Below are 22163 nucleotides of genomic sequence, written 5' to 3'. Positions count from 1 at the left end.
AACATGCATTCCGATCACCCGGACAGCTTCGACTCCCGCGGCACGCTCAAGGTCGGCGACCGTGAGGTCGAGATCTTCCGGCTCGAGGCGCTGCAGTCGCGCTTCGACGTCGCGCGCCTCCCGTTCTCCCTGAAGATCCTGCTCGAGAACCTCCTGCGCACCGAGGGCAACGGCGCGGTCGACGCGGCCGACATCGAGGCGCTCGCGACGTGGGACGCCAAGGCCGATCCCAGCAAGGAGATCGCCTTCACGCCCGCGCGCGTGGTCATGCAGGACTTCACCGGCGTGCCGGCCGTCGTCGACCTCGCCGCGATGCGCGACGCCATGGCCGACCTCGGCGGCGACCCCGCCAAGATCGAACCGCTGGTTCCCGCCGAGCTGGTCATCGACCACTCCGTCCAGGTCGACGAGTTCGGCACCCGCACCGCGTTCGCGTTCAACGCCGAGCGCGAGTTCGAGCGCAACCGCGAGCGCTACGAGTTCCTCAAGTGGGGCCAGGACGCGTTCGAGACGTTCAAGGTCGTCCCGCCGGACACCGGCATCGTCCACCAGGTCAACCTGGAGTACCTGGCCCGCGTCGTCTTCGTCGACGACAAGACCCGGCGCGCCTACCCGGACACGCTGGTCGGCACCGACTCGCACACAACGATGATCAACGGCCTGGGCGTGCTGGGCTGGGGCGTCGGCGGCATCGAGGCCGAGGCCGCGATGCTCGGCCAGCCGATGTCGATGCTCATCCCGCAGGTCATCGGCTTCAAGCTGCACGGCGAGCTGCCCGAGGGCGCGACCGCCACCGACCTCGTGCTCACGGTCACCGAGATCCTGCGCAAGAAGGGCGTCGTCGGCAAGTTCGTGGAGTTCTTCGGCCCCGGCGTGACGGCCTTGCCGCTGGCCGACCGCGCGACGATCGGCAACATGAGCCCCGAGTTCGGCTCGACCTGCGCGATCTTCCCGATCGACGCCGAGACGCTGCGCTACCTGGCGTTCACCGGTCGCCCGAAGGAGCTCATCGATCTCGTCGAGGCCTACGCCAAGACCCAGGGCCTCTGGCACGACGAGCACGCCGAGGAGCCCACCTACTCCGACGTCGTCGAGCTGGACCTGTCGACGGTCGAGCCGTCGCTGGCCGGCCCCAAGCGCCCGCAGGACCGCATCGCGTTGTCGGGCGCCAAGGAGGGCTTCCGCTCGGCGCTGGGCGAGCTGCTCGGCGAGGACCATGGCCAGGACGTCGCCCACGGCCACGACGAGGCGATCGCCGAGACGTTCCCGGCGTCCGACCCGCCGGCCAACGGGGCGCCCGGCCACGAGCCCGACCCGCACGAGCCGGAGCCGGCCCCGGCCGTCGCGGCCGGCACGGTGATCGCCGAGCGGTCGGCGAGCTCGGTCAAGGTCGAGATGGACGGCGAGACGTTCGACGTCGACCACGGCCACGTCGTCATCGCGGCGATCACCTCGTGTACCAACACCTCCAACCCGTCCGTCATGCTCGCCGCCGGCCTGCTGGCGCGCAACGCGGTCGCCCGCGGCCTGACGCGCGCGCCGTGGGTCAAGACGTCGCTGGCGCCGGGCTCGAAGGTCGTCACCGAGTACTACGAGCGCGCCGGGCTGACCGGTGACCTCGAGGCGCTCGGCTTCAACCTGGTCGGCTACGGCTGCACCACCTGCATCGGCAACAGCGGCCCGCTGCCCGACGAGATCTCCCAGGCCGTCAACGACGCCGACCTCGCGGTCGCGTCGGTGCTCTCGGGCAACCGCAACTTCGAGGGGCGCATCAACCCCGACGTCAAGATGAACTACCTGGCGTCGCCGCCGCTCGTCGTGGCCTACGCGATCGCCGGGACCATGGACATCGACCTGATCAACGAGCCGCTCGGCCTCGACGCCGACGGCGCCGGGGTCTACCTGAAGGACATCTGGCCCTCGACCGCCGAGATCGCCCGCACGGTCGAGGAGGCCGTGCAGTCCGACATGTTCCGCAAGTCCTACGGCGAGGTGTTCGAGGGCGACGAGAACTGGCGCGGCCTCGAGGTGCCCAGCGGCGACCGGTACGCGTGGGACGAGCGCTCCACCTACATCGCCAAGGCGCCCTACTTCGACGGCATGGATCCCGAGCCGTCGCCGGTGACCGACATCGAGAACGCGCGCGTGCTGGCCAAGCTCGGAGACTCGGTGACCACCGACCACATCTCGCCGGCCGGCGCGATCAAGAAGGACGGGCCCGCCGGCGCGTACCTGCAGTCGCGTGGCGTCGAGCCCCGGGAGTTCAACTCCTACGGGTCGCGACGAGGCAACCACGAGGTGATGATCCGCGGCACGTTCGCGAACATCCGCCTGCGCAACCAGCTGGCGCCAGGCACCGAAGGCGGGGTGACGCGGCACCTGGGTGGGTCGGGCGAGGTCGAGCAGACCTCGATCTTCGACGCGTCGCAGCGCTACATCGCCGACGGCGTCCCGCTCGTCGTGCTCGGCGGTCAGGAGTACGGCTCGGGCTCGTCGCGCGACTGGGCCGCCAAGGGCACCAACCTGCTCGGCGTCCGCGCGGTGATCGCCGAGAGCTTCGAGCGCATCCACCGCTCCAACCTCGTCGGCATGGGCGTGCTGCCGCTGCAGTACCCCGAGGGCGAGTCGGCCGCCTCATTGGGCCTGACCGGCGAGGAGGAGTTCACCATCACTGGGCTGGCCGAGCCGATGAACGCCGGCGAGCTGCCCCGCGCGGTGCAGGTCCGCGCCGGCGACATCTCCTTCTCCGCCCGCGTCCGGATCGACACGCCCAAGGAGGCGGACTACTTCCGCCACGGCGGGATCCTGCGTTACGTGCTGCGGCAGCTGGCGGCCGAGGCGGCGTAGCGGGGCGGGGTGGGCCTGTTGAGCGCGGTGTGACCGCGGTGAACGGGCCTACGGTGCTGCGGGTCGGTCGGTGCTCGACGGGTGGGCCTGTTGGGCGCGGTGTGACCGCGGTGAACGGGCCCACCGACCCTGGGGAGGACTTGCGCGGGGCGTCGACGATGTCGGCACGAAACCTCCGCCGGATCGTGACGGTGCGCGCGCCCCGTGTCTCGCGGGTTGCGACAAGGTCGTCGGGTGGGCCAGACGCACGAACCAGAACCGCGACGGCCGGCCCCGCCGGCGATCGATCTGGCGCTCGCCGAGCGTGCCGCAGCGCAGGAGGGCGTCGTCGCACTCGGGCAGATCCGCGATGCGGGACTGAGCGGCCGCGCCGCGCAGGAGCGCGCCGAGAGCGGCCGGCTGCATCGGCTCTTCGCCGGCGTCTACGCGGTCGGGCACCCTCGCGTCTCCGCGCCAGGTGCACGGGACGGCGCGCAACTTCCAGACGGACCGCCGTCGTGACAGCGTGCTGGCGGCGCAGGACTTCCAGACCTTGCGCTACACGTGGCAGCGGCTGCGCGCCGAGCCGGCGGCGATTGCCGCCGAATTGCGGCGCGTCCTGACGCTTCGCCGGCGACCCGCCGCCTGACCGTCGCCTGCGCGCCGCTCGCTTTCCCGTCCGCCACGCCCGCCCGGGCACCGCCCGCGCCGCCTCACGCCACCTGGGCCGCCTCGGACGACCCCGGGCCGCGCCCGGCGACGCGGATCGCGTCGAAGAGGACGTCGACGTCGACGGCCTTGTCGACGAGGCCGGACGCGCCGGCGGCCAGCGCCTCGCGTTCCAGCGCCGGTCCCGGATCGGCCGTGTAGAGCAGGATCGCCGGCGGCACCGGCTCGCTGCGCAGCGCGCGGCACAGCTCGACGCCATCCTCGGCCCCGAGGCGGTGGTCGAGGATCACGACGTCGGGCCGCGTGCGGCGCAGCAGGCGCCACATCGACTCGCCGTCCTCGGCGCCGCCGACGCAGCGGAAGCCGGGTTCGGCGCGCAGCACGGCCTCGAGGCCGGCTCGCAGGACGGGATGGTCGTCGACGACGAGTACGCGGATCATGGGAAGTGCTCGACCAGCAGGGTGACGGGCGGCGTGGGCGCTGTCGATACGGCTCCCCACACCCGTGCAACTCGCCAGGGGCGGCGAAGGTGACGCGCTTCGTGCCTACGCAGGGTACGCGTGGTGCCCGGGACCGCGCGCCGGATCGGCGCGTCGCAGCGTGCACGAGGGCAGTACTCTGGCCCATCCATGCCGCTTCCCGACGTCCTGCGTAGCCTGCTCACCGCGACCGGCCCGTCGGGCTACGAAGGCGCCCCGGCGCGGGCCTTCGCCGAGGCATGCACGCCGTTCGCCGACGTGGAGACCGACCTCATGGGCACGGTCACCGCCCGCGTGAAGGGCACCGGCGACGGCCCGACCGTCGCGATCGTGGGGCACATCGACGAGATCGGCCTGATCGTCACGCACATCGACGACAAGGGCTTCTTGAGCTTCATCGGCGTCGGCGGCTGGGACCCGGTCATCCTCGTCGGCCAGCGAGTCGAGCTCACCACGCAGGGCGGCACGATCCCCGGCGTGGTGGGCAAGAAGCCCATCCACCTCCTCAAGGAGGACGAGCGCAAGCGCGCCGCCGAGATGAAGGACCTGCACATCGACATCGGCGCCAAGGACGGCGACGAGGCCAAGGCGCTCGTGCGCATCGGCGACGTCGCGGTGATCGCCGGCGAGCCGCTCGAGCTGCCCAACGACCGGGTGATCTCGCGCGCGATGGACAACCGCCTCGGCTGCTACGTCGCCTACGAGGCGGCGCGCCTCGTGTCCGAGGCCGGCGGCGCGGCCGGCGACGTCGTCGCGGTCGCCGCGGTGCAGGAGGAGATCACCTTCGGGGGCGCGCGCACGTTCGCGCACGCGCTGCGCCCCGACGTCGCGCTGGTCGTCGACGTGACGCACGCCACCGACGCGCCGGGCATCGACGAGCGTGAGAACGGCACGCACCCCTTCGGCTCGGGCCCGGTCATCGAGCGCGGCTCGACGATGCACCCGAAGGTCTTCGAGCTGCTGCACGAGGCCGCCGAGGCGGACGAGATCCCGTTCACGCTTTCGGCGTCGGCCCGCTTCACCGGCACCGATGCCGACGCGATCCACGTCAGCCGCGGCGGCATCCCGACCGGCCTCATCGGCCTGCCGCTGCGCTACATGCACTCGCCGGTGGAGATGGTGCAGCTCGACGACGTCGCCAACGCGGCCAAGCTCGCGGCGGCGTTCGCGCGGCGCCTGACCAGCGGCGTCAGCTTCGCCCGCTAGAAGGTCGCGGCGAGGGCGCGCAGGCCGCGCGACACGCGGGCGCGCACGACGTCTTGGGACACGCCGAGCTCGGCGGCGAGGTCGTCGTACTCCCGCTCCTCGACGATGCGCTGCGTGACCGCGTAGGCGGTCTGCGGGCTGAGCCCGGAGATGGCGTGGCGCACGCGCCGGCGCAGCTCGGGCAGGCCCGCGAGCTCCTCGATGCGCTCCAGCTCGGCCTGGCCGAGCGACGGCGGATCCATGCCGACCTGCTCGAGCGCCTTGCGCTCGGCGACGCCGCGGCGCCAGTAGTGCGACAGCTGGCTGCGCGCGATCGCGAAGAGCCAGCCCTCGGCCTCCGCGTTGGTGGTGCCGCGGAACTGCTGGCGGCGCTGGAGCGCGACGGCGAACGTCTCGCCGGTCAGGTCGAGCGCCACCTCGGCGTTGAGGGTGCGCCGCGTGAAGTAGACCACCAGGCGCTGGACGGTCGCGACGTAGAACTCCTGAAAGGCGTCGAGGTCCTCGGCGCTGCGGCCCAGCGCGGTGGCTCGCGCAGGCGCCGGCTCCGGCCGATCCCTAGCCGCTCTCATCCCCGATCTCATCCCTGGCGCAAGCCTCTCAGATCTTGAAGGCACGAGCAACGCTGACGGCTTGACGGCATGGTCTACGTTCTAGATGCGTGCTTCTGCTCTTCGACATCGACGGCACCCTGCTCCTCAAGGCCTCGCGGGACCACGCGGCGGCGCTGCACGCCGCGCTGAAGCGCGTGCACGGCATCGACATCCCGGCCGGCAAGGTGGAGGCCGCGGGCCGCACCGACCTCGCGATCGCCCGGACGATCCTGACGCTGGCCGGCGTGCCCGCCGAGCGGATCGACGACCGCGTAGGCGACGTGCGCGCCGTGACCTGCGTCGAGTACGCGCGTCGCTGCCCCGCCGACTTCTCCGACCACCTGGCGCCGCAGGTCGCCAAGGTGCTCGACGCGCTCGACGCGCGCGACGGCCTCCAGCTCGCGCTCGTGACCGGCAACCTCGAGCCGGTCGCGCGGCTGAAGGTCGACCGCGCCGGCATCGGCCACCACTTCCCCAAGGGCCAGGGCGCCTACGGCTCCGACGACGAGGACCGCGCGGCGCTGCCCGCGCTGGCCCGCGCGCGCGCCGGGACGCTCGACGAGCCCTACTCGCGCGAGCGCACGGTCGTCATCGGCGACACGCCGCGCGACATCGCGTGCGCGCGTGCAGACGGGGTGCACGTGATCGCGGTCGCCACCGGGCCCTACAAGCCGTCGGAGCTGCGCGGCGCCGACGCGGTGTGCGCGCACATGGGCGAGGTTCCCGCCGCGCTGGCAGCGCTCGACGCGCGCCCGGGCCTGGGAGCGGCCTAGGAGCGTGGGTCCCTACCCGCCGCGGGTTTCGCCCCCTGGGCGAAGACCCGCAAGGGAACCTGGCCCTCTGGGCCAGTGTTCCCCTAGCGCTCGCTACGTGCGCGTCAGCTTCTTGTAGGTGATGCGGTGCGGGCGGTCGGCCTCGTCGCCGAGCGTCGCGTGCCGCCACTCCTCGTAGGCCTCGAAGTTGCCCTCGAACCACGTGACCTTCGAGTCGCCCTCGAACGCCAGGACGTGCGTCGCGACGCGGTCCAGGAACCAGCGATCGTGGGAGATGACCACCGCGCAGCCGGCGTAGTTGAGCAGCGCCTCTTCGAGGGCGCGCAGCGTGTCGGTGTCCAGGTCGTTGGTCGGCTCGTCCAGCAGCAGCAGGTTGCCGCCGGTGCGCAGCAGCTTCGCCAGGTGGACGCGGTTGCGCTCACCGCCCGACAGCATCTTGACCTTCTTCTGCTGCTCGGCCTTCTTGAAGTTGAAGCCCGAGGTGTAGGCGCGCGAGTTCATGACGCGCTCGCCGACCTTGATCTGCTCCAGCCCGCCCGAGATCTCCTCCCAGACCGACTTCTCCGGGTCCAGCGAGTCGCGGCTCTGGTCGACGTAGGAGAGCTGCACCGTGTCGCCGACGCGCAGGGCGCCCTCGTCGGGATCCTCCTGGCCGGCGATCATCTTGAACAGCGTGGTCTTGCCCGCGCCGTTGGGCCCGATGACGCCGACGATGCCGCCCGGCGGCAGGTCGAACTCGAGGTCGTCGATGAGCAGCTTGTCGCCGAAGCCCTTGCGGAGCCTGTCGGCCTGCACGACGACGTTGCCGAGATGCGTCGCGACCGGGATGTGGATCTGGACGTCGTCGAGCTTGATGTTCTTCTCTTCGGCGACCAGGGCCTCGTAGTTGGAGACGCGCGCCTTCTGCTTGGTCTGGCGGCCCTTGGGGTTCTTGCGCACCCACTCGAGCTCGGCCTTGATGACGCGCTCCTTGGCCAGGTCGCGCCGGTCCTGCATCTCCAGGCGCTTCTCCTTCTGCGCCAGCCAGGAGGTGTAGTTGCCCTCGTACGGGATGCCGCGGCCGCGGTCCAGCTCGAGGATCCAGCCGGCGACGTTGTCGAGGAAGTAGCGATCGTGGGTCACCGCGACCACCGCGCCCTTGTAGTCGGCCAGGTAGCGCTCCAGCCAGCCCACCGACTCCGCGTCGAGGTGGTTGGTCGGCTCGTCGAGGAGCAGCAGGTCGGGGGCGCTGAGCAGCAGCCGGCAGAGCGCGATGCGCCGGCGCTCGCCGCCCGAGAGCGTGGTGACGTCGGCGTCGGACGGCGGGCAGCGCAGCGCGTCCATCGCGTAGTCGATCGTCGTGTCGAGGTTCCAGCCGTCGGCCGCGTCGATCTTGGCCTGCAGCTCGGCGAACTCGTCGGCGGTCTCGTCGGAGTAGTTCATGGACAGCTCGTTGAAGCGGTCCATCAGCGCCTTGGTCTCGGCGACGCCGTCGAGCACGTTCTCGCGCGCGGTCTTGGTGGGATCGAGCTGGGGCTCCTGCTCGAGCATGCCCACCGTCGCGCCGGGGGCGAGCATCGCCTCGCCGCTGCGGAAGTCGGTGTCGATCCCCGCCATGATCTTGAGCAGCGTCGACTTGCCGGCGCCGTTGTAGCCGAGCACGCCGATCTTCGCGCCGGCGAGGAACGACAGCGAGACGTCGTTGAGGATCGGCTTCTCGGGGCCGTAGGCCTTCGTGAGCCGCTGCATCTGGAAGATGTACTGGGGCGCCATGTCCCTCCAGGATAGGAGGCCTACGCGCGCGGTTGCGCGCCGGCGAACCAGGAGTGCCCGACGAACACCGGCTCGGGGACCAGCGCGACCCCGAAGGCCGCCTGCACCCCGTCGGCGATCTCGTGCGCCAGCGCCACCAGGCCGGCCGTCGTCCCGTGGCCGCGGTTGGTCAGCGCGAGGACGTGCTTGGTCGAGATGGCGATGCCGGCGGGGTCGCCGTGCCCGCGCGCGAACCCCGCGCGCTCGATGAGCCAGGCCGCCGACGACTTCGTCCGGCCGCCGGGCTCCGGGAAGGCGGGCGGTCGGGCCGCGGGTCCGAGGCGCTCGGCGACCCGGGCTTCCAGCGCGGCGAACTCGGGCCGCGTGAGGATCGGGTTGGTGAAGAACGAGCCGGCGCTGGCGGTGTCGGCATCGGCGGCGTCCAGGACCATGCCCTTGCCCCGGCGCAGGCCGAGCACGGCCTCGTGGACGGCGCGCAGCGGCGCGGTCTCGCCGACCTCGACGCCGAGCGTGCGCGCCAGCTCGGCGTAGCGGATGGGCCGCGAGCGCTCGCCCGGCGCGAGCGCGAAGCTCACGCGCAGGACCACCCAGCGGCCGGGCTCGCGCTTGAACGCGCTGGAGCGGTAGGCGAAGCCGCAGTCCTCCGGCGCCAGGTCGCCGACCACACCGGTGGAGCGATCCAGCGCACGGACCGACACGATGGTCTCGCTGACGTCCTGGCCGTAGGCGCCGACGTTCTGGATCGGCGTCGCGCCGACCGAGCCGGGGATGCCGGCCAGGCACTCGATCCCGGCGAGGCCGTCGGCGACGCAGCGCGCCACGAACGCGTCCCACGGCTCGCCGGCGGCCACGTGGAGCACGTCGCCCTCGCGCGCGATGCCGCGCGTCGCGACGTGGACGACCGTGCCGTCGAAGCCCTCGTCGGCGACGACGAGGTTCGAGCCGCCCGCCAGCAGCAGCAGCGGCTCGCCCGCCGACGTGCGCTCGCAGACGACGGCCAGCAGCGCCGCCTCGTCGGTCGCCTCGACCAGCTCGGTGGCGGGGCCGCCCAGGCGCAGCGTGGTGTAGCCGGAGAGATCCAAGGGCTAGGAGCCTATGTGGTGGGCCGATACCCTCAAAGGTCGTGCCGCAGGTCCTCGACATCGAACAGGCCTTGCTCCTCCTGGAGCTGGAGCCGCCCTTCGAGATGCGCGACGTGCAGCTCGCGCGCCGTCGCCAGGCGAAGGTCTGGCATCCCGACCTCGCCCCGCCGGGCAAGCAGCTCGAGCACGAGCGCCACCTCAAGGCCATCAACGAGGCCGCCGACCAGCTCGAGAACCTCGCGGAGGGCTCGCGCGGCGGGAAGGTGTCGCGCAACGCCGTCAAGGTCAGCGCCGCGGCGGCCCGTGCCGCGCGCGCCGAGGCCGGGCGCCGCAACTACGAGGAGGCACAGGCGCGCCAAGCCCACGCCGAGGAGACGCAGAAGCACGACCCGTTCGGCTCGCGCGTGCCCGACCACTCGGTCGTCCACCGCTACGCGCGCTGCCTGTCCTATCCCGAGTGGGGCGTCGGCGAGGTCGCGGGCATCTACTTCACCGGCGGCGGCGACGACATCCAGCAGTGGGCGCGCGTGCGCTTCAACCCCGGCGTGCGCACCGTGCCGGCCGGGTCACTGCAGTTCGTGGACTTCTCGAAGCCCGACCCGGGCCACGAGCGGGTGCAGCGGTTCATGACCGCCGCGCAGCACGCGATGGTCGAGGGCGACTACCCGCTGGCCGCCAAGCGCCTGGTCTACGCCCGCGACGCCGAGCCGTCCAACGTGTCGGTCCTGCGCCTGCTCACGCTGGCCTTCTGGCAGGCCGGCGAGCTGACCGCCGCGGGCCGCGCGGTGCGCGACTGGGCGCGCGCGGACCCGACGCGCCCGGCGGCGCAGCGCTACGCGTCGCGCATCTACGAGGACATGCGCGCCTACGACCTGGCCGCCGAGGCCGCGCTGCGCTCCGCCCAGCTCGGCCCCGCCGACGCCGGCGCGTGGGAGCGCGTCGGCCGCCTCCGGCTGCGGCTGTTCGACCGCGAGGGCGCGCTCGACGCCCTCGGCCAGGCCCGCCGCCTGGGCCCGAGCGTCGAAGGACTGCTCGACCTCGCGCTCGCCCACCACCTCGGCGGCGACCTGGGCGGCGAGGTCACCGCCACCGAGCAGGCGACGCTCCTGGATCCCCAGCACCCTGCGGCGTGGTCGCGCTACGCCCACGCGCTGGCGCGGACCGACCGCGTGAGCGATGCGATCGCCGCCTCGGAGCGCGCCCTGCGGTCCGCGCCCGACGACGAGGAGGTCCGCGAGCTGCTCCTGCGCCTCCACGCTGCCCAGCCGCGCGTGCTCCCCGCCGCATGACGACGCCCGAGCCGGCATGACCGTCGTCGCCTGGCTGGCCGACGACGAGGCCGGTCGCGAGGCCTACGGCGTGGTGACCGGTGGGAACGGCCGCAGCGCGATCGGCGCGATCCCCGGCGTGGTGCTCGTCGACGAGCCGACGCCCGAGGTGCAGTTCGCGGCGCCGGCGTGGGGCGTGGAGATCGATCCCGCGCAGATGCCGGCGCTCGAGGTCGTTCAGCTGCGCTCGGCCGGCGTGGACTGGATCGTCGACAAGATCCCCGCCTCGATCACGCTGTGCAGCGCCCGCGGCACGCGCGACGCGGCGATGGCCGAGTGGACGGTCGCGGCGCTGCTGGCCGACGTCAAGCGCGTGCGGCCGTTCGCCGAGGCGCAGGCGGCGCGGCGGTGGGAGCGGCTGGACATCTCCGACCTGCGCGGCCTGCGCGTGCTGCTGCTCGGCCACGGGTCGATCGGGCGCGAGACGGAGCGGCTGCTGGCGCCGTTCGGGTGCGACGTGCGCGGCGTGGCGCGCCGCCCGCGCGACGGCGTTGCGGGGCTCGACGAGCTGGGCGCGCTGCTGCCGTGGGCGGATGCGGTGGTCAACCTGCTGCCGCTGACGGCCGCCACGCGCGGGATGGTCGACGCCGAGCGGCTGAGGTCGATGCGCGACGGTGCGCTGTACGTCAGCGCGGGGCGCGGCGCGACGACCGACACGTACGCCTTGCTCGCCGAGCTGCAGTCCGGCCGGCTGCGCGCGGTGCTCGACGTCGTCGATCCCGAGCCGCTCCCGGCCGACCATCCGCTGTGGTGCGCCCCCGGCGTGCTGCTCAGCCCGCACGTGGCCGGCGACACGCCGGGCGGCGACCGCGCGGCGTGGGTGCTCGTCGGCGAGCAGCTCGGGCGGTTCGCCCGCGGCGAGCCGCTGCGCAACGTCGTCGCCGAGGGCTACTGAGCATGAGCACCGGCGCCGAGCTGCTGGTCGCCGGCCTGGAGCGCGCCGGCGTCCGCGTGGTCTTCGGGCTGCCGGGCGTGCACAACCTGCCGGCCTGGGAGGCGCTGCGGCGCTCGCCGATCCGGCTGGTCGGCGTGCGCCACGAGCAGGCCGCGGTCTACGCGGCCGACGGGTACGCGCGCGCCACCGGCGAGGTCGGCGTCGCGCTCGTGACGACCGGTCCCGGTGCGGCGAACACGCTCGGCGCGACGGGGGAGGCGTGGGCGTCGCGGTCGCCGGTCGTGGTGATCGCCACCGACATCCCGACGACGCTCAAGCGCCGCGGCGTCGTCGGCGGTGCGCTGCACGAGGCCTCCGACCAGCGCGCGCTGTTCGCGCCGGTTACCAAGGGGACCTACCGGCTCGACGATCCCGGCGAGATCGAGACGGCGGTGGCGGAGGCGCTCGCCGTGCCGCGCCGGCCGGTGTTCGTGGAGATCCCGACCGACCGGTTGTCGGGCGACGTGGCGCGCTGGGACATCGTCGAGTTCGGGCCCGAGGTCGTCGAGGACCCGCCCGACGTCAGCGGCGCGCTGGAGGTGCTGGCCGAGAGCTGGAAGCCCGTGATCTGGGCGGGCGGCGGCGCGGTCGACGCCGGGCCGGAGGTCATCGTGCTGGCCGAGCGGCTCGGCGCGCCGATCTTCACCACCTACTCGGCGCGCGGCCTCGTCGGCCACCACCCGCTGGCCATCGGCCTGCCGCCGCACCTGCCCGAGGCGGGCGCGATCTGGGAGCAGGCCGACGTCGTGCTCGCCCTCGGCAGCGACCTCGACGGCATGTCCACCATGAACTGGCGGCTGCCGCGCCCGCACCGGCTGATCGCGGTCAACGTCGACGGCGCCGACGCGCGCAAGAACTACCTGCCCGACGTGCTGGTGGAGGCCGACGCGGCGCAGGGTGCGCGGGCCATGGCGGCCGGGCTCCCGCCCGGGCCGCTGTCCTGGGTGGACCTCGACGCCGTGCGCGCCGCCGCGCTGGCGCGCCTGCGCGAGGAGCACCCGGACGAGCTGGCCTTCCTCGACGGGTTCGCCCGCGCCGTGCCCCCGGAGACGCACGTCGTGGCCGACATGTGCATCCCGGGCTACTGGCTGGCGGCCCTCCACGCGCCCGCGGCGGCCCGCCGCTTCCAGTACCCGATGGGGTGGGGGACGCTGGGCTACGCGTTCCCCGCCGCGCTCGGCGCCGCCGCGGCCGGCCCGACGGTGTCGGTCTCGGGCGACGGCGGCTTCCTCTTCGCCTGCGGCGAGCTGGCGACGGCCAAGCAGGAGCGCCTGCCGCTGACGGTGGTGGTGGTCGACGACGGCGGCTATGGGATGCTGCGCTACGACCAGCGCCACAGCGGCGTGCAGACCTACGGCGTCGACCTCGTGACGCCGGACTTCGCGATGCTCGCCGAGTCCTTCGGGATCCGCGCGCAGTCCGTCGACGGCCTCGGCGACGCGTTCGCCGACGCGCTGGCCGCGCAGGTCGCCGACCCCGAGCCGACGCTCCTCGTGGCCCAGGCGGCGCTCACGCCGCCGCCGACGACCTCGCCGCGCTGGTACCGCGAAGGCCCACCATCCTGGGCCGACCCGCTGACCGGCCTCGGCTGACTCCCACCCTCACAACGGGGCCAGGCCCCGCGACGAGGTGGCTCTTTCGTCGCTCGGATCTCGCCTACTGGCTCAGACGGAACTCAAGGTCGGCGTCGACGTCGTCGACATCCATCTGCGCCTTCTGCAGCTTGCCGGCGTAGTCCCAGTTCATCGACTGCCAGCGGGTGAACTGGTCGAGCACCCAGATGCCCGACTGGCGTGAGCCGTTGCCCGACCGGCCGTTGCCGCCGAACGGCAGGTGCGCCTCGGCGCCGGAGGTCGAGTTGTTGACCGACACCATCCCGGCGCTGACCCGCTCGCGGAAGCGCAGGGCGTTGACCGCGTCGCGCGTGTAGATGGCCGACGACAGCCCGTAGCCGTGGCCGTTGGCGAAGGCCATCGCCTCGTCGAAGTCGCCGAAGCGGGCGACGCCGACGAGCGGGCCGAACGTCTCGGTGTTGGCCAGCTCGTCGTCGATCCGCACGCCGCCGACGATCGTGGGGTGGACGTAGAGTCCGCGCTCCGGATCGCCGCCGACGAACCCGGCGCGCGGGTTGCCGGCCGTGATGCGCCCGATGCCGGTGGAGCCGCTGACCGTGTGGTGGTCGCGGATGAGCTTCAGGTGGTGGTCGACGAAGCGGTCCAGGAAGCGCTGGTGGATCATCGGCCCGTAGAGCACGTCCTGCGTCGGGTCGCCGATCGGCGCGTCCTGCACCGCGGCGGTCAGACGTGCCAGGAACTCGTCGTGCACCCGCTCGTGCACGATCGCGGTGCCCAGCGACGTGCAGCGCTGGCCGGCCGTGCCGAACCCGCCGAACAGCGCGCCCTCCACGGCGAGGTCGAGGTCCGCGTCGTCCATGACCACCATCGGGTTCTTGCCGCCCAGCTCCAGGCACGGGCTCTGCAGGTGGCGGCCGCAGAGCGCGCCGATCTCGCGCCCCACGGCGCTCGAGCCGGTGAACCCGACCTTGTCGACCAGGCCCGCCTCCAGCGCCTGCTCGAGACCCGCGAACGTCGTGGGCCCGTCGGCCTGCACCACGTTCAGCACGCCGGCGGGGAGGCCGCCCGCCTGGAAGAGGTCGCCGAGCGCGCGGCCCAGCGCCGGCGTGTAGTCGGCCGGCTTCCACACGACCGCGTTGCCGCACAGCAGCGCCGGCACCAGGTACCACGACGGGACCGCGACCGGGAAGTTGCCGGCCGTCACGATCGCCGCGACGCCGACCGGCACACGGAAGGTGAACAGCTGCTTGTCGGGCATCTCGCTGGGCACGGTCTGGCCGTAGAGCCGCCGTCCCTCGCCGAGGAAGAAGTCGCAGGTGTCGACGATCTCCTGCACCTCCCCGAGCGCCTCGGGATACGGCTTGCCGATCTCGCGGGTGACCAGGCGGGCGAGCGCCTCCTTGTTGGCCTCGACGATCCGGCCGATCTGCTGGATGGCCCGGCCGCGGCGCGGAGCGGGCGTCGCGGCCCACGCCTTCTGGGCCTCGCGGGCCGCGGCGCAGGCGGCCACGAAGGCCGCTGCGTCGGCCGCGGGCGTCTCGAAGACGCGGTCGTCGAGGTCGGCCGGATTGGTGGAGACGAGGAGGCCGGGGGCGGACGGGGCGGCGTGGCCGATGACGGACATGGCGGCCACGCTACCGCGTCCAAAGGTGTCCGGATTCGTACAAATCCGGGTCAAGGTAACCGGGCGGTACTCCGATCTGTGGGACGACCCCGGTGTCCTCCCCTGCCATGAGACTGCTCAAGACCCTTCCCCTCGCCGCCACGCTCGCCGCCCTTGCCGCACTGCTCGTGCCGGTCGCCGCGCAGTCCGCCAGCCCTGGCGTCAACATCGCCGGCGCCCCGACGCCCGACCGCGTGAGCGAGGCCATCGCCACCGGCGCCAAGCAGGTCCGCATCTTCGCCCTGTGGAAGGACTTCGAGCCCAACGCGCGCGGCGAGTATCCCTCCAACGAGGTCAACCTCGCCAACACGACCAAGGTCTACGACGACGCGATCAAGCAGCTCAACGCGTCCGGTGTCAAGCCGCTGTTCGTCGTCACCGAGGCGCCGGCGTGGGCCAACGGGTCGTCCGACGTCCACGTCCCGCCCAGCGATCCGGCGGACTTCGCCGACTTCCTCAAGCGCTTCGCCGCCCACAACAAGGCCGTCGGCCCCGTCGCCGGCTACGAGGTGTGGAACGAGCCCGACGAGAACGTCTTCTGGCACCCGGGCCCGGACGCGACCAAGTACACCGCCATGCTCAAGGCCGCCTACGCGGGCATCAAGGCCGGCGACCCGAGCGCGACCGTCGTGGCCGGCCCGATGACCGGCAACGACTACAGCTGGCTCGAGAACCTCTACACGGCCGGCGCGCAGGGCTCGTTCGACGTCGTCGCCGTGCACACCGACACGTCGTGCCTGGACCGCGGCCCCGACGAGTTCTACCGCGAGAACGGCAACCTCGCGCGCTTCACCTTCCTGGGCTACCGGACGGTGCACGACACCATGGCCGCCCACGGCGACGGCGGCAAGCCGATCTGGATGAGCGAGCTGGGCTGGTCGTCGACCAACGGCGGCCCGACGTCCTGCACCCGCGGCATGTGGACCGGGCAGAAGCCGTCGGGCGTCAACGAGGCCAACCAGGCGGCGTTCCTCGCCAAGGCGTACAGCTGCCTGGCCAACGACCCATACGTCACGCAGGCCGACTGGTTCACGATGCGCGACACGACCACCGAATCGGTCGACGAGCTCAACCACTACGGACTCCTGCGCGTCGACGGCTCGCCGAAGCCCGCGCTGAGCGCGTTCCGGGCGGTCGCGCAGGCCGGCGGCGGCTCGGCCGGACCGTGCGGCGACTTCGACGGACCGTCGATCCGCATCGTCAAGCCGGTGCCCGGTCAGCAGTTCGTCGACAAGCTCGACCTCTCTGCAGCCGCCAGCGACGGCGGCGTGGGCATCGCCCGCATCACCTTCGCGTTCGACGGCGGCCAGGAGATCCGCAACTACACGGACGGCCTCGTCAACGACACGCCGGTCGGCCTCGCGCCGTGGCAGGGCTCCGGCAAGCTGCCCCTCGGCCCGCACACCGTCGAGGTCACCGCGCTGGACAAGAACGGCAACACGACCGTGCAGACCGTGTCGGTGACCAAGGTCGCCAAGCTCGCCTCGACGCTGACGCCGGCGTTCAAGCTGAAGACCAGGAAGGTCAAGTGCAAGAAGCGCGTCTGCTCGGTGGCGGGCTCGCTCTCGCGCGGCGCCAGCAAGTCTGTGGGCGCGCTGCCCTCGCTGGGCGGCAAGGTCGCCGTCGAGTGGCAGTTCCGCAACAAGAAGGGCAAGTGGCGCAAGCTCGTCGGCGGCCTGAAGCCCGCCAACAAGCCCTTCACCTTCAAGGCCAAGTTGAAGCTCAAGGGCAAGTGGCGCGTGCGGCTGGTCTACCAGGGCCAGGCGCCCTACAAGAAGACCGCCTCCAAGTTCCTGACCTTCACGGTCAAGTAGCTCCGGGCAGGGTCTCGGGACGAGCGCGGCGGGGGAGCCCGGTAGCTTCCCCGCCATGTCGTCGTCTGCCGTAGTCGTGGGTGCCGGGGTACTCGGCTCCTCTCTCGCCGACCGCCTCGCCCGCTCGGGCTGGGACGTCACGCACGTCGAGCGCCTCGCGCCCGGCCACGTGCGGTCCGGCAGCGGCGACGAGTCGCGGCTCATCCGCTCCTCGCACGGCGCCGACGAGCTGCACGCCCGCATGGCGCGGCGCGCGCTGGAGCTGTGGCGCGAGCTCGATCCGCGGCTGGTCGTGCCGTCGGGCCTCGCGTGGTTCGCGCGCGAGCCGGACGGCTGGGAGGCGGCGAGCGAGCGGACCCTGAAGGCGCTCGGCATCCCGGTGGAGCGCGTCGATCCCGCCGACCTGTTCCCGTCGGTCAACGACGACGACCTGGCCTTCACGCTCTACGAGCCCGAGGCCGGGATCCTGTGGGCGCGCGACGGCGTGCGCGCACTGGCCGACCGCGCGGTGCAGGCCGGCGCGCAGCGGATCACGGCGATCGCCCGGCCCGACGGCGAGCGCGTGGTGCTCGACGACGGCCGCGTGCTGGAGGCCGACCACGTGGTGTGGGCCTGCGGGGCGTGGATGGCCGAGCTGTTCGGCGACGTGCTGGACCTACGGATCACGCGAGCGGAGGTCTTCTACTTCGGCGGCGACGGCTCCTGGGCCACGCCGCGCGTGCCGGGCTGGGTCGACTTCGACGGCGCCGCCTACGGGCTGGGCGACCTCGACGGCCGCGGTGTGAAGGTCGGCCCCGACGACGAGGGCCCGGTCGTGGATCCGACCGCCGTAGAGCGCCAGGCCACGCCCGAGCGGCTGGCGGCGGCGCGGTCCTACCTCGCGCACCGCTTCCCGGCGCTGGCCGGCGCGCCGCTGGTCGGCAACCGCGTCTGCCAGTACGAGATGACCTCCGACGAGCGGTTCGTCGTCGCCCCGCACCCGGAGCACGGCGGCCGCGTCTGGCTGGTCGGCGGCGGCTCCGGCCACGCCTTCAAGCACGGCCCGGCGCTGGCCGAGCGGCTGGAGCGGTGGCTCACCGGGGCCGAGGCGCCCGAGGCGTGCTTCGCGATCGGCGACCGTCGCCGCGACGCCTCGATGCGCACGGCGGGCACGCGCCTCGCCGGGTAGGTCGAGTGTCCATAAGTCCGCACGCTGACACGGGCACTCAGGTCCCCCACCCAGCAGCCGATGACCTCCTCAGAAGGCAGGCAAGGATGCCCGGAACGGAAGCCAGCGCCCTTCGGGCACGGAATGCCGTCCGCCTGCCGGCCTCTGCATCCCTCCCGGGATGTAGGGGCCGCAGGCTCTCCTGCGGGTCGCGGACGCGCCTTACTCTGATGCTAAGGTAAGGACATGGATGTCGCTGCGAAGTTGACGAGCAAGGGGCAGATCACGGTTCCCAAGTCCGTTCGCGATGCGCTGGCGTTGCGTCCGGGGGACGAGGTGGTCTTCCGGGTCCACGGCGATCGTGCGGTCGTCGCCAAGACGCCGGACTTCCTCGAGTTGGCCGGGACGATCTCGGTGCCGGCGGGGCGCCAGGGGACGTCGTGGGACCGGGTGCTGCGTGAGACGCATCGCGAGCACGCCGAGTCGCGTCGCTGATCGCCTTCGTCGACACCAACGTCCTGATCCGGCACCTGACCGGCGATCCTCCGGCTCAAGCCCGCAGGGCGACGGCCGTGTTGCGAGACGCCGAGCACCTTCTGGTGACCGACGTGGTCTTCGCGGAGTGCGTCTTCGTCCTCGAATCGTTCTACGAAGCGCCGCGTGCGCAGGTGGCCACGACGATGCGGGCGCTGCTGGCGATGCCGACCGTGTCGGTCGCCGATCAGCCGGTGCTCCTGCGAGCGCTGGAGATCTACGAGGAACAGCGACTGCACTTCGCGGAGGCCCAGCTCGTCGCCGCAGCGGAGGCCAGCGGGGTCGGTCGCGTTCTGTCGTTCGATCGGGCGTTGAAGCGCGCGACGTCGATCGAGTGGTGGGAGCCCTGAGCCCGTCAGTCGGGGTCGGTGTCGATGCTGCTGCATGCCGACACGGGCGGCTGCAAGCCGCAGAACTGCAGTGTCTGACCGCCGCCAGGTCAGAGCGCGAGGTGGAGGCGTAGGGCGTCGCCGAGATCGGCCATGAGTCGTGGTGGGACGGTGGCGACGTGGCTGGTCAGGCGTTGGGAGTCGACGGATCGGACCTGCTCGGCGAGTGCCTTGGAGTCGGTGTGCAGACCGGTCTCCTCTGCGGGAAGCAGGATCTGAAACGGGTAGACGCGGCGCAGGTTGGAGGTCACCGGTACGACGGTGATGACGCCGCGGCCGAGGCGTTCGGCGGTGCTGTTGGCGGCGTCGTTGCTGACGATGACGGCGGGGCGTCGCTTGTTGGCTTCGGAGCCGCGAACCGGGTCGAGATCGACGAGCCACACCTGACCGCGCCTCATGCGGCGCCGTCACCCGCCGTAGCGTCCCAGGCGTCGGCTTCGCCGTCGCCCTCCCAGTCGGACCATGCCTCGGCGTAGCTTCCAGGCAAGGCGCTGACGCGCAACGCGCGAATCGCGACGTGCATCGCCGCCGAGCGCGAACCGAGGTCATGCTCGGCTGCGTAGGCGTCGAGGAAGGCGATGTCCTCGGCCGGAACGCTGACGCTGAGCTTCATACCGATAATGCTACCGCCGGTAGCACCAGGCGGGGATCGTCAGCCCGGCCCGACGGTGCGGAGACCGGCGAGTCGCGCGGCGGCGCCCTGACGATCGTCGTAGGTGACGAAAGCGTCGATCGGCAGCACCGTGACGGCCGAGGCGATGTGGATGGCGTCCAGGGCGCGCAGCATCGGTTCGGCGAGGGCGCCGGCGGCAAGCAGGAGCGCTCGATCGACGGGCAGCAGCGCGAGCGTCTGAACGACGTCGTCGGCGGCAGCCATGAGGGCGTCGAGCGGCAGCGCGGGATCCTCGGATGCGGCACGATGCACCGCGCGGGGCACCTCCGTGAGCACGAGCTCGCTGGAGATGATGTCGGCGCCGGCCAGGAAGGTGCCGAGCGCAGCGGTCTCGGACTCCTCGCAAACGAGCTTCACCAACGCCGACGCATCGGCGTAGAAGAGCGCCACCGGCTCAGCGGTCTCCGCGAATCTCGTTCAGTGCGTGGCTGAGAGCCGTCGGATCGCCGTCGAGCCGCAGTGGTGCGGGCAGGCTGCGGCGCGTGGGCCTGGAGACCCGGCCTTCGGCGATGAGGCGATCGAGTGTCTCGCCGGTCGTAGGCGGCGGACCGAGCTCTGCCACCGGCCGGTTGCGCTCGGTGACGACGAGCCGCTCGCCTTGTTCGACGAGCCGCAGGTAGCGGCTGAGGTTCTGGCGAAGCTCCGCGACTCCGACGGTCGTCATGTACATCAAGGTAGCAGGAGGATCTGGGCGGCCAACAGGCCCGCGAGCGCAGCGCGTCGTCCGAGCGCGGCCATGCGGGGTGCGTCGGAATCGTGGCGACATGCCGTCTCCTGCCACAGGGCTCGACTGAGCGGACCTGCTCCAGAGGGAGCCGAGCCTAGCCGGGCGAGGAGGCCGTCTTCCGTTGTGGGACACGGTCGTTCAGGATCTCGCGCCATGCGCTTCCTCCGCCTGGTGCTTGGGACTCTTGTGGTGCCTGCCGCCCTCGCCCTCGCGCCGTGCGCGGGTGCCGAGACGCTCGTCGCCGGGCCGGGCGCCATGCGCGCGCAGAAGCCGTGCAGTGTCGCGGCGCCGTGCCGGCTCTCCTATGCGGCGGGCGCCGCGACCGCGGCCGACGACGTGCAACTGCTCGACGGGACGTACCAGGGGCCGTCGACCGTGACGCAGGGGCGGGGACGCTCGGTCCCGCGCCGGGCGCCCATCCGGTGCTCGACCAGGCCTACGTGAGCTTCGGCGGGACCTTGGTTCATGACCTGCGGATGACCGGCCAGCTGAACCTCGGGACCGGCGTCGTGGCGCCGGTCGCCGAGCGGATGGTCGTCCACGCCGCTCTCGAGACCTTCACCGCGGTGAAGATCCAGACGGGCACGCTGCGCGACAGCGTCGCAACCAACGACCTCGCCGGCGGGGTTGCCGTCCTCGCCAGCGGCGTGGTCGCGCCAGCGGAGGTCATGACCGTCGAGAACGTGACTGCGATCGCGACGGGCGCCGACAGCACCGGCCTGCTCGCGCGGACCGACGGCCTCTATCCGGGCGACACGCTGCGGCCGACCGCCGTGGCGGTGCGCAACTCCATCATGCGCGGGACCGCGAACGACGTCGCGGCGTCGACCAGCGACTTCTTCACGCACCCCGGCCGGCTCGACCTCTCCGTCGCCACCTCGAACTTCCGCACGTCGTACGCCCACAACCTGGCGGGCGGCGCGCTCGTGCTCGGCGAGGGCAACCAGACCGGCGCCGGTCAGACCGACGCCGCCGCCGTCTTCGCGCCGGGCGATCCGGACTACCACCAGCGGCTCGGCTCGCCGACGATCGACGCCGGCGTCCCGGACCCCGCCACCGGGACCGGCGACATCGACGGCGACGCGCGCATCAGCGAGGGCGGACTCGACATCGGCGCTGACGAGATGCTCGCCGCGCCGGCGCTGACCGGGGTCGGCGCGACGGCGACGGCGACCGACGCGGCGTGGTTCACCGCCGCGGTCACGGGCGGCGGCACGCTGTCGGTGGCGTTCGAGGCCGGGCCGAGCGACGCCTACGGGACGGCCCTGCCGGCCACGCCCGACGGCGCGGGCGTGTTCGGCGCGCTGGGCGGTGGCTTCCCCGCCGGCGGCCTGTTGCACTACCGCGCGGTCGCGACCGCGACGAACGGCCCGCAGACGCGGACGACCTCCGGGCCCGACGCGGTGCTGCAGCTCCCCGGCGCGGCCGCGCCGCCGGTCTCGGACCCGCCCGCCCCACTCCCCGTGCCGCCCGCGATCGCGCCGGCGCCCCCGGTGAAGGCCGCATCGCCGGCGCCGCTCAAGGCCACGTCGATCATCAAGCTCCCCACGGGGTCCACGAAGACCTGCTCGAGCCGTCGCACGCTGACCCTCCGCCTCGCCGCGCCCGCAGGCACCAAGATCACCAAGGTGGTGGTCAAGGTCGCCGGGAAGGCCAAGACCTACAAGGGCAAGGACGTCAAGCCGAAGGTCGACCTCCGCGGCCTGCCCAAGGGCAAGTACTCGGTCAAGGTCTCGATCACGCTCGCCGACGGCCGGACGGCGACGTTGACCAAGGCCTACAAGACGTGCGCGGCGAAGAAGCGGGGCCGCGGGAAGTAGGGTCCCGATATGCGGCTGATCGTTGCGCGGTGCTCCATCGACTACACGGGTCGTCTGACGACCCACCTGCCCGAAGCCACCCGGCTCCTGATGATCAAGGCTGATGGGGGCGTGTCGGTCTGGCACGACGGTGGGTCATCTGTCAAGCCGCAGAACTGCCAGAGCTGACCGCTCGTCCAGATC

Annotated in this window: 22 protein-coding genes and 1 pseudogene; 14 read left to right on the top strand and 9 right to left on the bottom strand. The window is 72.5% G+C overall.

Features of this window, described 5'->3' with window-relative positions:
- Positions 1–3 precede the first annotated feature (3 nt).
- Together VK501_RS16710 and VK501_RS16705 are read left to right on the top strand one after the other, a co-directional pair.
- On the top strand, positions 4–2847 hold the full coding sequence (locus VK501_RS16710; RefSeq protein ID WP_324339279.1) for an aconitate hydratase: 2844 nt from the start codon (positions 4–6) through the stop codon (positions 2845–2847).
- Positions 2848–3304: 457 nt separating this feature from the next.
- A complete protein-coding gene (locus VK501_RS16705) occupies positions 3305–3475 on the top strand; it encodes a hypothetical protein (protein WP_324339277.1) in 171 nt (56 codons plus the stop codon).
- Positions 3476–3539: 64 nt separating this feature from the next.
- Here VK501_RS16705 and VK501_RS16700 read toward each other — a convergent pair whose 3' ends face one another.
- On the bottom strand, positions 3540–3935 hold the full coding sequence (locus VK501_RS16700; RefSeq protein WP_324339275.1) for a response regulator transcription factor: 396 nt from the start codon (positions 3933–3935) through the stop codon (positions 3540–3542).
- Between the two features lie 189 nt (positions 3936–4124).
- Between VK501_RS16700 and VK501_RS16695 the strand changes: the two genes are divergently transcribed.
- Positions 4125–5180 (top strand): M42 family metallopeptidase, encoded by a 1056-nt coding sequence (locus VK501_RS16695; protein ID WP_324339274.1) that lies wholly within the window; start codon positions 4125–4127, stop codon positions 5178–5180.
- On the opposite strand, the gene VK501_RS16690 is transcribed toward VK501_RS16695, so the two are convergent.
- On the bottom strand, positions 5177–5749 hold the full coding sequence (locus tag VK501_RS16690; RefSeq protein WP_324339272.1) for an RNA polymerase sigma factor: 573 nt from the start codon (positions 5747–5749) through the stop codon (positions 5177–5179). The two genes, VK501_RS16695 and VK501_RS16690, sit on opposite strands and share 4 nt — an antisense overlap.
- A gap of 89 nt (positions 5750–5838) precedes the next feature.
- Here VK501_RS16690 and VK501_RS16685 point away from each other — a divergent pair, with 89 nt between their 5' ends.
- Positions 5839–6543 (top strand): HAD family hydrolase, encoded by a 705-nt coding sequence (locus tag VK501_RS16685; RefSeq protein WP_324339270.1) that lies wholly within the window; start codon positions 5839–5841, stop codon positions 6541–6543.
- Positions 6544–6636: 93 nt separating this feature from the next.
- Here the strand turns inward: VK501_RS16685 and ettA are convergent, their stop codons facing one another.
- Positions 6637–8295 (bottom strand): energy-dependent translational throttle protein EttA, encoded by a 1659-nt coding sequence (gene ettA, locus VK501_RS16680; protein ID WP_324339268.1) that lies wholly within the window; start codon positions 8293–8295, stop codon positions 6637–6639.
- Positions 8296–8315: 20 nt separating this feature from the next.
- Entirely contained in the window at positions 8316–9377 is a 1062-nt protein-coding gene (locus VK501_RS16675; protein WP_324339266.1) for a UDP-N-acetylmuramate dehydrogenase, read from the bottom strand.
- A 41-nt stretch (positions 9378–9418) separates the two neighbouring features.
- Between VK501_RS16675 and VK501_RS16670 the strand changes: the two genes are divergently transcribed.
- From VK501_RS16670 to VK501_RS16660, 3 genes are read left to right on the top strand one after another with little or no spacing between them, the layout of a single operon-like run.
- Complete coding sequence (locus VK501_RS16670) at positions 9419–10666, top strand: tetratricopeptide repeat protein (protein ID WP_324339263.1); 1248 nt, start codon at positions 9419–9421, stop codon at positions 10664–10666.
- A gap of 16 nt (positions 10667–10682) precedes the next feature.
- Positions 10683–11600, top strand: a complete 918-nt coding sequence (locus VK501_RS16665) for an NAD(P)-dependent oxidoreductase (RefSeq protein WP_324339261.1) — start codon at positions 10683–10685, stop codon at positions 11598–11600.
- A 2-nt stretch (positions 11601–11602) separates the two neighbouring features.
- Positions 11603–13231, top strand: coding sequence for a thiamine pyrophosphate-binding protein (locus VK501_RS16660; RefSeq protein ID WP_324339258.1), 1629 nt, complete (start codon positions 11603–11605; stop codon positions 13229–13231).
- A gap of 64 nt (positions 13232–13295) precedes the next feature.
- On the opposite strand, the gene VK501_RS16655 is transcribed toward VK501_RS16660, so the two are convergent.
- A complete protein-coding gene (locus VK501_RS16655; RefSeq protein WP_324339256.1) occupies positions 13296–14837 on the bottom strand; it encodes an aldehyde dehydrogenase family protein in 1542 nt (513 codons plus the stop codon).
- Positions 14838–14944: 107 nt separating this feature from the next.
- Between VK501_RS16655 and VK501_RS16650 the strand changes: the two genes are divergently transcribed.
- The 4 genes from VK501_RS16650 to VK501_RS16635 all read left to right on the top strand — a co-directional run bounded on the left by VK501_RS16650 (position 14945) and on the right by VK501_RS16635 (position 18721).
- Entirely contained in the window at positions 14945–16690 is a 1746-nt protein-coding gene (locus VK501_RS16650) for an Ig-like domain-containing protein (protein ID WP_324339254.1), read from the top strand.
- A 55-nt stretch (positions 16691–16745) separates the two neighbouring features.
- Complete coding sequence (locus tag VK501_RS16645; protein WP_324339252.1) at positions 16746–17858, top strand: NAD(P)/FAD-dependent oxidoreductase; 1113 nt, start codon at positions 16746–16748, stop codon at positions 17856–17858.
- A 225-nt stretch (positions 17859–18083) separates the two neighbouring features.
- Positions 18084–18332, top strand: a complete 249-nt coding sequence (locus VK501_RS16640; RefSeq protein WP_324339250.1) for an AbrB/MazE/SpoVT family DNA-binding domain-containing protein — start codon at positions 18084–18086, stop codon at positions 18330–18332.
- Positions 18329–18721 (top strand): type II toxin-antitoxin system VapC family toxin, encoded by a 393-nt coding sequence (locus tag VK501_RS16635; protein WP_324339309.1) that lies wholly within the window; start codon positions 18329–18331, stop codon positions 18719–18721. Before VK501_RS16640 ends, VK501_RS16635 begins: the two co-directional genes overlap by 4 nt.
- Before the next feature lie 89 nt (positions 18722–18810).
- On the opposite strand, the gene VK501_RS16630 is transcribed toward VK501_RS16635, so the two are convergent.
- The 4 genes from VK501_RS16630 to VK501_RS16615 are packed head-to-tail and all read right to left on the bottom strand — an operon-like array spanning position 18811 to position 20097.
- On the bottom strand, positions 18811–19158 hold the full coding sequence (locus VK501_RS16630; protein ID WP_324339248.1) for a type II toxin-antitoxin system PemK/MazF family toxin: 348 nt from the start codon (positions 19156–19158) through the stop codon (positions 18811–18813).
- A complete protein-coding gene (locus VK501_RS16625; RefSeq protein WP_324339246.1) occupies positions 19155–19373 on the bottom strand; it encodes a ribbon-helix-helix domain-containing protein in 219 nt (72 codons plus the stop codon). The genes VK501_RS16630 and VK501_RS16625 overlap by 4 nt, the downstream gene beginning before the upstream one ends.
- Before the next feature lie 39 nt (positions 19374–19412).
- Positions 19413–19823, bottom strand: coding sequence for a type II toxin-antitoxin system VapC family toxin (locus VK501_RS16620; protein ID WP_324339244.1), 411 nt, complete (start codon positions 19821–19823; stop codon positions 19413–19415).
- A 4-nt stretch (positions 19824–19827) separates the two neighbouring features.
- A complete protein-coding gene (locus VK501_RS16615) occupies positions 19828–20097 on the bottom strand; it encodes a type II toxin-antitoxin system prevent-host-death family antitoxin (RefSeq protein ID WP_324339242.1) in 270 nt (89 codons plus the stop codon).
- A gap of 252 nt (positions 20098–20349) precedes the next feature.
- Between VK501_RS16615 and VK501_RS16610 the strand changes: the two genes are divergently transcribed.
- The 3 genes and pseudogenes from VK501_RS16610 to VK501_RS16600 form a co-directional block, all read left to right on the top strand.
- Positions 20350–20604 carry a hypothetical protein gene (locus VK501_RS16610; protein WP_324339240.1) on the top strand — a complete coding sequence of 85 codons (255 nt, stop codon included), beginning with the start codon at positions 20350–20352 and terminating at the stop codon, positions 20602–20604.
- Positions 20583–21980, top strand: a complete 1398-nt coding sequence (locus VK501_RS16605; protein WP_324339238.1) for a hypothetical protein — start codon at positions 20583–20585, stop codon at positions 21978–21980. The genes VK501_RS16610 and VK501_RS16605 overlap by 22 nt, the downstream gene beginning before the upstream one ends.
- Before the next feature lie 9 nt (positions 21981–21989).
- Positions 21990–22145 (top strand): annotated as a pseudogene (locus tag VK501_RS16600) (endonuclease); the annotation flags it as partial.
- Positions 22146–22163 lie beyond the last annotated feature (18 nt).

It is taken from the genome of Baekduia sp., from assembly GCF_035318805.1.
Classification (GTDB): domain Bacteria; phylum Actinomycetota; class Thermoleophilia; order Solirubrobacterales; family Solirubrobacteraceae; genus Baekduia.
Note: the sequence above shows the minus strand (reverse complement) of the source record. Positions and strands in the feature narration are given on the sequence as shown.

Coding starts and splice junctions, on each gene's coding strand:
- VK501_RS16665 (WP_324339261.1), top strand. CDS start 10,683: ATGACCGTCGTCGCCTGGCTGGCCGACGACGAGGCCGGTCGCGAGGCC.
- VK501_RS16650 (WP_324339254.1), top strand. CDS start 14,945: ATGAGACTGCTCAAGACCCTTCCCCTCGCCGCCACGCTCGCCGCCCTT.
- VK501_RS16640 (WP_324339250.1), top strand. CDS start 18,084: ATGGATGTCGCTGCGAAGTTGACGAGCAAGGGGCAGATCACGGTTCCC.
- VK501_RS16700 (WP_324339275.1), bottom strand. CDS start 3,935: ATGATCCGCGTACTCGTCGTCGACGACCATCCCGTCCTGCGAGCCGGC.
- VK501_RS16655 (WP_324339256.1), bottom strand. CDS start 14,837: ATGTCCGTCATCGGCCACGCCGCCCCGTCCGCCCCCGGCCTCCTCGTC.
- VK501_RS16710 (WP_324339279.1), top strand. CDS start 4: ATGCATTCCGATCACCCGGACAGCTTCGACTCCCGCGGCACGCTCAAG.
- VK501_RS16615 (WP_324339242.1), bottom strand. CDS start 20,097: ATGACGACCGTCGGAGTCGCGGAGCTTCGCCAGAACCTCAGCCGCTAC.
- VK501_RS16660 (WP_324339258.1), top strand. CDS start 11,603: ATGAGCACCGGCGCCGAGCTGCTGGTCGCCGGCCTGGAGCGCGCCGGC.
- ettA (WP_324339268.1), bottom strand. CDS start 8,295: ATGGCGCCCCAGTACATCTTCCAGATGCAGCGGCTCACGAAGGCCTAC.
- VK501_RS16695 (WP_324339274.1), top strand. CDS start 4,125: ATGCCGCTTCCCGACGTCCTGCGTAGCCTGCTCACCGCGACCGGCCCG.
- VK501_RS16645 (WP_324339252.1), top strand. CDS start 16,746: ATGTCGTCGTCTGCCGTAGTCGTGGGTGCCGGGGTACTCGGCTCCTCT.
- VK501_RS16690 (WP_324339272.1), bottom strand. CDS start 5,749: ATGAGAGCGGCTAGGGATCGGCCGGAGCCGGCGCCTGCGCGAGCCACC.
- VK501_RS16630 (WP_324339248.1), bottom strand. CDS start 19,158: ATGAGGCGCGGTCAGGTGTGGCTCGTCGATCTCGACCCGGTTCGCGGC.
- VK501_RS16625 (WP_324339246.1), bottom strand. CDS start 19,373: ATGAAGCTCAGCGTCAGCGTTCCGGCCGAGGACATCGCCTTCCTCGAC.